Below are 9109 nucleotides of genomic sequence, written 5' to 3' on the forward strand. Positions count from 1 at the left end.
ATGACAAAGAAAATAGTAGCTCTAGCAGGGGATGGAATCGGCCCAGAAATCATGGAGGCCGGTTTAGAAGTTCTGGAGGCTCTAGCTGAAAAAACAGGCTTTGACTATGAAATAGACAAACGACCTTTTGGAGGTGCAGGTATCGATGCAGCAGGGCATCCCTTACCTGATGAAACCCTCAAGGTATGTCGTGAAGCAGATGCTATTCTTTTAGCGGCTATCGGTAGTCCCCAGTATGATAGTGCAACGGTTCGGCCTGAACAAGGCTTGCTAGCTCTCCGTAAGGAACTCAATCTCTATGCTAATATTCGCCCTGTAAAAATCTTTGACAGTCTCAAGCATTTGTCACCACTAAAATCAGAACGAATTGCTGGTGTAGACTTTGTCGTGGTGCGTGAGTTGACAGGCGGGATTTACTTTGGAGATCATATCCTTGAAGAGCGCAAAGCGCGTGATATCAACGACTATAGCTATGAGGAAGTAGAGCGGATTATTCGCAAGGCCTTTGAAATTGCAAGAAATCGCAGAAAAATCGTTACTAGTATCGATAAGCAAAATGTTCTAGCGACATCAAAACTCTGGCGGAAAGTAGCTGAGAAGGTATCACAGGATTTTCCAGATGTAACCTTGGAGCACCAGTTGGTGGACTCAGCTGCCATGCTCATGATTACCAATCCTGCTAAGTTTGATGTCATCGTGACAGAAAATCTTTTCGGAGATATTCTCTCGGATGAATCAAGCGTTCTATCTGGCACACTTGGGGTTATGCCATCAGCCAGTCATTCTGAAAATGGACCAAGCCTCTATGAGCCAATTCACGGTTCAGCGCCTGATATTGCAGGTCAAGGAATTGCCAATCCTATTTCCATGATTTTATCAGTGGCCATGATGCTGAGAGACAGCTTTGGACGTTATGAGGATGCAGAGCGTATCGAGCATGCTGTTGAGGCAAGTTTGGCAGCTGGAATTTTAACGAGAGATATAGGAGGACAGGCTTCTACCAAGGAAATGACAGAAGCTATTATCGCAAGGTTATGAAGTTAGACGAAAAAATTACTCTAGTCCTCTTGATTTGGAATGTCATGGTTTTCTTGATTTATGGCATTGACAAATCCAAGGCAAGGAGAAGAGCTTGGCGCATTCCAGAGAAAATCTTACTCATTTTAGCCTTTGCTTGTGGCGGTTTTGGGGCCTGGTTAGCAGGAATTACTTTTCACCACAAGACTAGAAAATGGTACTTTAAAACAGTTTGGTTTCTTGGGATGGTGACCACACTAGTAGCCTTATATGTTATTTGGAGGTAATGGATGGCAGGAAAATCGATTTTTGATAAATTATGGGACCGTCATGTTATCACAGGAGAAGAGGGGCAACCCCAGCTCATGTATGTGGATCAGCACTATATCCACGAAGTGACCAGTCCGCAAGCATTTCAAGGATTACGAGACGCAGGTCGCAGATTGAGACGACCGGACTTGACATTTGGCACCTTTGACCATAATGTCCCAACGGTTAATATATACGATATTCGAGATGTGATTTCTAAAGCACAAATTGATAAGCTTGCTGAGAATGTTGAGGAATTTGGGATTGAACATGCCGCCCACGGTTCTGAAAAGCAAGGAATCGTTCACATGGTTGGTCCAGAAACAGGAAGAACTCAACCAGGAAAATTCATTGTCTGTGGAGACAGTCATACGGCTACTCACGGAGCTTTTGGAGCCATCGCCTTTGGGATTGGGACTAGTGAGGTTGAGCATGTCTTCGCTACCCAGACACTCTGGCAGGTCAAACCCAAGAAAATGCTGGTAGAATTCACTGGTGTCCCTCAAAAAGGAGTTTATTCCAAGGATTACATTCTCGCCTTGATTGCCAAGTACGGCGTTGCCTGTGGTGTTGGCTATGTGGTGGAATATCGGGGACAAGCGATTGCTGCACTGAGCATGGAAGAGCGAATGACCATCTGCAATATGTCCATCGAGTTTGGTTCTAAGATGGGAATCATGAATCCGGATCAAACCACCTATGATTATCTCAAAGGTCGCGAGTGTATTCCAGAGGACTTTGAAGAGGCTGTGTCTGATTGGAAAACAATTGTCAGTGATGATGATGCTGTTTACGATAAGGTTATCCAGATGGATGTCTCAGATCTTGCTCCTATGGTGACTTGGGGAACAAACCCTGCTATGGGGGTTGACTTTGACAGTAGTTTCCCAGAAATTAAGGATATGAATGATGAACGAGCTTACAATTACATGGATTTAGAACCTGGTCAAAAGCCAGCTGATATTGAACTAGGCTATATCTTTATCGGTTCATGTACCAATGCTCGTCTCAGCGACTTGCAACTGGCTGCGCGATTTGTCAAAGGAAAGAAAATTGCTCCCAACTTAACGGCTATCGTAGTCCCAGGTTCTCGTCCTGTGAAACGAGCTGCTGAGAAGTTGGGCTTGGACAAGGTATTTCTAGATGCTGGATTTGAGTGGAGAGACCCTGGTTGCTCCATGTGTCTGGGGATGAATCCTGACAAGGTTCCTGATGGTGTTCACTGCGCCTCAACCAGCAATCGAAACTTTGAAGACAGACAAGGCTTTGGCGCTAAGACTCATCTCTGTAGTCCAGCTATGGCAGCTGCGGCAGCTATTGCAGGGCGCTTTGTAGATGTTCGACAAATGCCAGAAGCCCAGTAAGGAGAGGATATGGAGAAATTTACAGTTTATACGGGAACGACCGTTCCTCTCATGAATGATAACATCGACACCGACCAAATCCTACCCAAGCAGTTTCTCAAGTTAATTGATAAAAAAGGTTTTGGTAAGTACCTCATGTATGCTTGGCGTTATCTGGATGACAAGTATACTGAGGACCCAGACTTTGTCTTTAACCGACCTGAATATCGCAAAGCCAGTATTCTTATCTCAGGGGATAACTTTGGGGCAGGGTCTTCGAGGGAGCACGCTGCTTGGGCTCTAGCGGACTATGGTTTTAAGGTTGTGATTGCAGGATCTTTCGGTGATATTCATTACAATAATGAACTCAATAATGGCATGTTGCCTATTGTACAGCCCAGAGAGGTTAGAGAGAAATTGGCCCAGCTACAATCGACTGATCAGGTAACTGTGGACTTGGAACAACAAAAAATCATCTCACCGGTTGGAGAATTCACTTTCGAAATCGATAGCGAATGGAAACACAAGCTCTTAAATGGTTTGGATGATATCGGTATTACTTTGCAGTATGAAGACTTGATTGCTGCTTATGAAAAACAACGACCAGCCTACTGGCAGGATTAGAAGAAAAATAGAAAAGGAAATAGAACTATGACAAAACACATTCAATGGAACGGAACACTTTCACAAGAAGGCTATGACATTTTAAAAGATGAGGGCGGATGTATCGTTTGCCCTACAAAAGTTGGCTACATCATCATGACCAGTGACAAGGCAGGTCTTGAACGTAAGTTTGAAGCTAAAGAACGTAACCGTAACAAACCAGGTGTGGTTCTCTGTGGTAGCATGGATGAGCTTCGTGCTTTAGCACAACTCAACCCAGAAATTGAAGCCTTCTACCAAAAACATTGGGATGAAGATATTCTTCTTGGTTGTATCCTTCCTTGGAAACCAGAAGCCTTTGAAAAACTCAAAGCATACGGTGATGGCCGTGAAGAACTGATGACGGACGTGCGTGGTACTAGCTGTTTTGTTATCAAATTCGGGAAAGCTGGTGAACAATTAGCTGCCAAACTTTGGGAAGAAGGCAAGATGGTATACGCTTCATCTGCAAACCCATCTGGAAAAGGAAACCGTGGTAAGGTAGAAGGAATCGGAGAACGTATCGAAGGAGCAGTGGATCTTGTCATCGAGGCAGACGACTACGTGGCATCCATCCAACCTGACAAAACGATTGAAACACGCTACGAGCAAGGTGTGATGGTCTCTATGGTCGATAAAGACGGCAAACTCATCCCGGAACAAGGAGGAGCACGCTCAACTTCACCAGCTCCAGTTGTAATCCGCAAAGGGCTTGACATTGATAAAATCATGATGCATCTCTCAGATATCTTTAACTCATGGGACTACCGCCAGGGAGAGTATTATTAATATTTAAAAGAAGTCTAGTGTTATGAGGTAATAAAGCTCTCTACATTAGGCTTTTTCTTTAGAAATTCTTTTCTTTTTCTATAGGATATGATATGCTAGAGATGAACTATATATTAATAGAATGTAGTTTCGTTCAAAGTAAGATATCTTACTTTGAACGAAACAAATATAATTTAAGTCTAACAATAAATTTTTAATAAGCAAGGAAAACACAATGGTTTCAAAACAAACTTTCATTGACAGGATAAAACAAGAATTCCCAGATGCAATTGAAAATCAAACAAAAAGTTATATTTCTTTTCAGGTTAAAAATAGGAAAGGGAAGTTACAAAATTTTATAGAGATTAATTTTCAAAATAAAGGAATAAAGATTGCCGTTCTCTCTAAGAGTCTTCATGATTCAGATATTTTGTTGTTTAATAAGAAGCCTGATTCATTCGGTTGGACACTTGATGCTGAGTATTTTATTGAGGATGAAAATTCATTAAATGAGATTTTACCTTTTATAAATAAATCTTATGAATTTGTAAAAAGTGGAATTAAATCAGAGTGTTATAAAGTCTTCAAAGAATTTTTGTCTAAATTTGTGAATCAAGCAAATATCTATAATTCAAAAGATATAGAAATTAAACGTTCTCAAAAATTAGATGGAGCTGAACATATTTACCCTGCTCTGACTATTGAGGGTATTCCGTACAAAGTTGAAATGCTTAACACAGGTCATTTTGGTCCAAAGAGTGGTAATGGATATATTAAATCACCTTACTTTGGTTATCGGCTGAGTGACATGGATAACTCATGGATAAATATAAGGTGTGGTTTTCAGAGATTTAAACTCACAGAATTTAAAATAGTAAAATGGTATAGTAATAATCGAGATGAAGATTTAGATTATAAATACTTTGTCAAGGACTTAGAGTTGGAATCAACTGCTGAACCTAACGATATTTTAAAAGAGTTTTATGATAATTTTACTAGTTTTTATAGAGAATCAGAAAAGGAAGAGATAAACATGTCAGAAAATATCAACGAGTATAAGAATATCTTATTACAATCCAAAAACCTCATCCTCCGTGGTGCACCTGGTACAGGAAAAACTTATCTTGCTAAAGAAATTGCTATGGAGTTAACGGGTGGCAACGAAGACCAAATCGGATTTGTACAATTTCACCCATCCTATGATTATACGGATTTTGTGGAGGGTTTAAGACCGGTATCAAATGGGGATGGAGCTATTGAGTTTAAATTACAAGATGGTATTTTTAAGCAATTTTGTCAGAGAGCGAAAGAAGCTCAGAAAACTGGAGGCCAAGATAATTTTGAGGAAGCGTGGGCTAAACTAACGGATGCTATCAATGAAAAGCAAGGACAATACTTCTTCCCTCGTAGTTCTGTTCCAGCCAGTTTAAATAGTCAAGGGAATGTGAAATTTGATTCTCCTGTTGCTACCAAAGAAAAAGTGTATCTTTTGTACAAGGGTGAAGATACTAATTTAAAGTACGAAACTTATCAAAACATTGTTTTGGATCACATGAAAGAAAGTTATGGATTATGTGATTATGTATCTCCAACGATTGACACAGACAAGAAATTCGTCCTCATCATTGATGAAATCAACCGTGGGGAGATTTCTAAGATTTTTGGGGAACTCTTTTTCTCTATCGACCCTGGTTATCGTGGTGAAAAGGGGAGTGTTTCTACTCAGTATGCTAATTTACATGAGACTGATGAGAAATTTTATATCCCTGAGAATGTCTATATCATCGGAACCATGAATGATATTGACCGTTCAGTAGATACCTTTGATTTTGCTATGCGTCGTCGTTTCCGTTTTGTTAAAGTTACTGCTGAAAGCCAATTAGGTATGCTCGATACTGCTCTTGGTGATAAAGCTGAAGAAGCGAAAAAACGTCTAAGAAACTTGAATGTTGCTATCGAAAACGTTCAGGAATTAAATAGTCATTATCATATCGGGCCGAGTTATTTCCTTAACTTAAAGGATGTAGATTTTGACTATGAATCACTCTGGTCTGATTATCTCAAACCGCTTTTGGAAGATTATGTACGTGGTTCTTATGAAGAAGTTGAAAAACTAAAAATATTGAAAAAAGCGTTTGATTTAAAAGAAAATGAGCAAACTATTCAGAAACATACAGGTGACGAAGAAAGCGATGAAAATAAAGATGAGGATAACTGATAATCATCATGAAATTGCTAAAGAAGACTTTGTCGCAGAATATCCCAAACTAAGCAATCTTCTTATAGACAGAACCTTGGAAAGTCTATCTCAAGATGAACGTGTTTTCATTTTTCCAAATGATTTGAAGAATTCTCCTGACTTAGAGAAGGACCAAAAAATCTTTGAAACAGTTAATCAGAAAATCAAGACTGGAAATGTGATTGGTTTTCTGGGGTGTGGTCAGGAAAGATTAACGATTTCCTCTCGCTTTTCTGATGAGAGTAATGACCATTTTTTGCATTATCTCTTACACAAGGTTCTTCATATCAATCTCACTAGTTTAGATGTTGCCTTGTCTCTTGAAGAGAGGCTTTATCAACTTTTGATGTATCTCTTCCCTAAGTATCTACAAGCTGCAATTCGAAAAGGTCTTTATAAGGAATACCATAGATTTTCTCATAACGACAGTCATGTTAAGGGAGTGATTGATGTAAGAAACCATCTCAAGAAAAACCTTCCTTTCACGGGAAATATTGCCTACACAACGAGAGAGTTCACCTATGATAATCCCCTCATGCAGTTGGTCCGTCACACTATTGAATACATTAAGAACCAGAAAAGCATTGGTCAAGGGGTACTAGATAATCTCTCAACTAGTCGTGAAAACGTAGCTGAAATCTTGCGTGTAACGCCCTCTTATAAACTAGCTGATCGTGCTAAGATTGTTCGGGTAAATCAATCTAAACCGATACGTCATGCATACTTTCACGAGTACAGAAAGTTACAAGAACTTTGTCTGATGATCCTAAACCAAGAAAAGCACGGTTTAGGATATCAAGATCAAAAAATTCATGGTATTCTTTTTGATGTTGCCTGGCTTTGGGAAGAGTATGTCCATACCTTGTTGCCAAAAGATTTCATCCATCCACGAAATAAAGATAAGACGGACGGAATTTCAGTATTTTCTAGTCAAGAAAGAAAAGTATATCCAGATTTTTATCAAGAAGAGCTTAAAATAGTATTAGATGCTAAGTATAAAAAACTAGAGTTCACTGAAAAAGGGATCAATCGTGAGGACTTATTCCAGCTGATTTCTTATTCTTATATTTTAGAAGCTGAGAAAGCTGGTCTTGTTTTTCCGAGCAAGGACAAGGTTGTTGATAATGAGATAGGAAAGCTAGCAGGTTATGGAGTTTTGTTGAAGAAATGGTCTATCCAAATTCCTCAGAAGTCTTCATCTTATAGTGAATTTTGTGAAATGATAGAAAATTCCGAAGAAATATTTAAAAGTAATATTACTAAAGAACTGGGGAGAAAATAATCTCTCCTCTTTCTTTTGTTATTTATGTAATAAAATCCGAACAATATATTTTGATTTGCAAGATTATTTGACAAAAACTGTACTTTGCTTTATAATTAATTAAGGAAACGTCGGAAAAGACGTAGAGATGCGCAAGCATAGGTAGGTCATTACAAAAGAAACGAGACATCGATATGTTAAATGAATTTCCAATTTTTGATTACGAAGATATTCAATTGATTCCAAATAAATGTGTGATTAAAAGCCGTGCAGAAGCGGATACAAGTGTCACTCTAGGAAATCACACCTTTAAACTACCTGTTGTGCCAGCTAATATGCAGACGATTTTGGATGAAAATGTAGCAGAGCAACTGGCTAAAGGGGGCTACTTCTACATTATGCACCGTTTTGATGAGGCAGGACGTATTCCTTTTATTAAGCGTATGCATGAGCAAGGGCTTATTGCTTCTATATCTGTCGGTGTTAAGGACTATGAGTATGATTTCGTTAGCCAGCTCAAGGCTGATGCTCCAGAATACATCACGATTGACATCGCTCATGGTCATGCTGATAGCGTGATTTCTATGATTCAACACATTAAAAAAGAATTGCCAGATACTTTTGTTATTGCTGGAAATGTGGGAACACCAGAAGCTGTGCGTGAATTGGAAAATGCTGGTGCGGATGCTACTAAGGTCGGAATTGGTCCTGGTAAGGTTTGTATCACCAAGGTTAAGACTGGTTTTGGTACAGGTGGTTGGCAGTTGGCTGCTCTCCGTTGGTGTGCCAAGGCTGCACGTAAACCAATCATTGCTGATGGAGGAATTCGTACTCATGGTGATATTGCCAAGTCTATCCGTTTCGGTGCCAGCATGGTCATGATTGGTTCTCTCTTTGCAGGACATATTGAAAGTCCAGGGAAAACGATTGAAGTAGATGGTGAACAGTTCAAAGAATACTATGGCTCAGCTTCCCAATACCAAAAAGGAGCTTATAAAAACGTGGAAGGAAAACGTATCTTACTTCCTGCTAAAGGTCATTTACAAGACACTTTAACTGAGATGGAACAAGACCTTCAAAGTGCTATTTCTTATGCAGGTGGACGTCAGGTTGCTGACCTTAAACACGTTGATTATGTTATCGTGAAAAACTCTATCTGGAATGGGGATGCTTCCCACTAAGACGGGCTATCCGTCTAGAAAAAAACTTGTTATTAGAGCAAATTTCTGTTATAATAAAACAAGTTTCCACCCTTAGTGTAATGGATATCACGTAAGATTCCGGTTCTTGAGATGGGGGTTCGATTCCCTCAGGGTGGATGTAAACATCCTAAGAAAGCCTTTAATAGGGCTTTTTTCTTTACACAGCCCTAAATTGGCCCTTAAAATTGAAAATCTCTTTTTAAAGAATTCCCAAAGGTAAATTCCCAAACTAAGTTCCACCGCTAATCTAAGTGGAAGTTAGTCTGATAAAAATTCTAAAAACCAGTGGAAATCCGTGTCAGGGTAAGTTCCACTAGTTTTAATCATG

8 protein-coding genes and 1 tRNA gene are annotated in these 9109 nt (G+C 39.5%); all 9 read left to right on the forward strand.

All coding sequences use genetic code 11. The features are described from left to right. The gene (gene leuB, locus K4Z77_RS08375; RefSeq protein ID WP_224219027.1) at positions 1 to 1038 is read left to right on the forward strand and encodes a 3-isopropylmalate dehydrogenase; all 1038 of its coding nucleotides are present in this window, start codon (positions 1 to 3) and stop codon (positions 1036 to 1038) included. Beyond that, positions 1035 to 1304 (forward strand): DUF1294 domain-containing protein, encoded by a 270-nt coding sequence (locus tag K4Z77_RS08380; protein WP_224219028.1) that lies wholly within the window; start codon positions 1035 to 1037, stop codon positions 1302 to 1304. Before leuB ends, K4Z77_RS08380 begins: the two co-directional genes overlap by 4 nt. A 3-nt stretch (positions 1305 to 1307) precedes the next feature. Continuing rightward, entirely contained in the window at positions 1308 to 2690 is a 1383-nt protein-coding gene (gene leuC / locus K4Z77_RS08385; RefSeq protein ID WP_224219029.1) for a 3-isopropylmalate dehydratase large subunit, read from the forward strand. A gap of 9 nt (positions 2691 to 2699) precedes the next feature. Then, positions 2700 to 3293: a 3-isopropylmalate dehydratase small subunit gene (gene leuD, locus K4Z77_RS08390; protein ID WP_153192411.1), complete on the forward strand. Its 594-nt coding sequence runs from the start codon at positions 2700 to 2702 to the stop codon at positions 3291 to 3293. Between the two features lie 27 nt (positions 3294 to 3320). Next, positions 3321 to 4100, forward strand: a complete 780-nt coding sequence (locus K4Z77_RS08395) for an L-threonylcarbamoyladenylate synthase (RefSeq protein ID WP_153192409.1) — start codon at positions 3321 to 3323, stop codon at positions 4098 to 4100. 214 nt (positions 4101 to 4314) lie between these two features. After that, complete coding sequence (locus tag K4Z77_RS08400) at positions 4315 to 6297, forward strand: McrB family protein (protein ID WP_224219030.1); 1983 nt, start codon at positions 4315 to 4317, stop codon at positions 6295 to 6297. After that, a complete protein-coding gene (locus tag K4Z77_RS08405) occupies positions 6284 to 7600 on the forward strand; it encodes an McrC family protein (protein WP_224219031.1) in 1317 nt (438 codons plus the stop codon). Before K4Z77_RS08400 ends, K4Z77_RS08405 begins: the two co-directional genes overlap by 14 nt. Positions 7601 to 7773: 173 nt before the next feature. Continuing rightward, the gene (locus tag K4Z77_RS08410) at positions 7774 to 8760 is read left to right on the forward strand and encodes a GMP reductase (RefSeq protein WP_000931175.1); all 987 of its coding nucleotides are present in this window, start codon (positions 7774 to 7776) and stop codon (positions 8758 to 8760) included. A 66-nt stretch (positions 8761 to 8826) separates the two neighbouring features. Continuing rightward, positions 8827 to 8898 (forward strand) — tRNA-Arg (locus K4Z77_RS08415). The last annotated feature ends 211 nt before the right edge of the window (positions 8899 to 9109 follow it).

The sequence above is a fragment of the Streptococcus mitis subsp. hohhotensis genome, from assembly GCF_020089495.2.
In the GTDB taxonomy this organism is placed as follows: domain Bacteria; phylum Bacillota; class Bacilli; order Lactobacillales; family Streptococcaceae; genus Streptococcus; species Streptococcus hohhotensis.

Coding starts and splice junctions, on each gene's coding strand:
- leuB (WP_224219027.1), top strand. CDS start 1: ATGACAAAGAAAATAGTAGCTCTAGCAGGGGATGGAATCGGCCCAGAA.
- K4Z77_RS08380 (WP_224219028.1), top strand. CDS start 1,035: ATGAAGTTAGACGAAAAAATTACTCTAGTCCTCTTGATTTGGAATGTC.
- leuC (WP_224219029.1), top strand. CDS start 1,308: ATGGCAGGAAAATCGATTTTTGATAAATTATGGGACCGTCATGTTATC.
- leuD (WP_153192411.1), top strand. CDS start 2,700: ATGGAGAAATTTACAGTTTATACGGGAACGACCGTTCCTCTCATGAAT.
- K4Z77_RS08395 (WP_153192409.1), top strand. CDS start 3,321: ATGACAAAACACATTCAATGGAACGGAACACTTTCACAAGAAGGCTAT.
- K4Z77_RS08400 (WP_224219030.1), top strand. CDS start 4,315: ATGGTTTCAAAACAAACTTTCATTGACAGGATAAAACAAGAATTCCCA.
- K4Z77_RS08405 (WP_224219031.1), top strand. CDS start 6,284: ATGAGGATAACTGATAATCATCATGAAATTGCTAAAGAAGACTTTGTC.
- K4Z77_RS08410 (WP_000931175.1), top strand. CDS start 7,774: ATGTTAAATGAATTTCCAATTTTTGATTACGAAGATATTCAATTGATT.